We start from the raw sequence: 868 nt of genomic DNA on the forward strand, positions 1-868 counted from the left end.
AGCTAATTTTATCAATAACCACATCCTCATTTTAACTTTTTTAAAAGATGTGGGTAATCAATAGGACTTAAGTCACCGGCTAATAGAAAAGAATAGTTGCAAGTGAGATTGATTCCCATTTTCAAATCTTCAAATCACCAAATTTTCAAATCAAACAACTATACTTTTCTCCCCAAATAAACAGAATAATCTGTCAGTCTAGATTCATACTCGCTATTCATCAAAGGTGATGTTAGCATAAAATCAGCCGTAGCACGGTTGCAAGCCATCGGGATATTCCAAACTACTCCGAGGCGAAGTAATGCTTTAATATCAGGGTCGTGCGGTTGCGACGACATAGGATCCCAGAAGAAAATAATCAAATCTACTACACCTTCGGCCACCAAAGCCCCAATTTGTTGGTCACCACCCAGAGGCCCACTCAATAGTTTAGCGACAGGTCGGTCGATAGATTCCTCCACCAGTCTGCCCGTAGTGCCTGTAGCATATAATTCATGTCTTGATAATACGCCTCTGTTATAATATACCCATTCAATCAATTCAGCTTTTTTATTATCGTGTGCAATCAGGGCTATTCTTTTGCGAGGTTTTAATGTTCTAATATTCGACATTATCGTTAGATTGTTTTACTTAGTTAAGTGTTTAGGAATTCCAGTAACAAAAGTAATGTTTTTAGTCTATTTACAATAGCAATGTATAAGACTACAATGGGTATGTCTGGTGAAGGGATTAATCTCTAAGCCATTTTTTAGTCTTCATATTCCCACACTTATGCATACAAAACCATCTTTTTGTATACATATCTGTATAATCATGTATATAAAATGGCCTTTTTGTATACATATCTGTATAATCATGTATATAAAAC

Annotated in this window: 1 protein-coding gene; it reads right to left on the minus strand. The window is 35.7% G+C overall.

Annotation, left to right across the window (positions count from 1 at the left end; all coding sequences use genetic code 11):
- Positions 1-158: 158 nt before the first annotated feature.
- Positions 159-611 carry a methylglyoxal synthase gene (locus AC07XN_RS24510; RefSeq protein WP_309923553.1) on the minus strand — a complete coding sequence of 151 codons (453 nt, stop codon included), beginning with the start codon at positions 609-611 and terminating at the stop codon, positions 159-161.
- Between the last annotated feature and the right edge of the window lie 257 nt (positions 612-868).

Source organism: Arcicella sp. GW458-12-2-14-TSB2 (assembly GCF_059423785.1).

Bases quoted from the DNA above. Each gene is read 5' to 3' on its own strand.
- AC07XN_RS24510 (WP_309923553.1), bottom strand. From the start codon at position 611: ATGTCGAATATTAGAACATTAAAACCTCGCAAAAGAATAGCCCTGATT.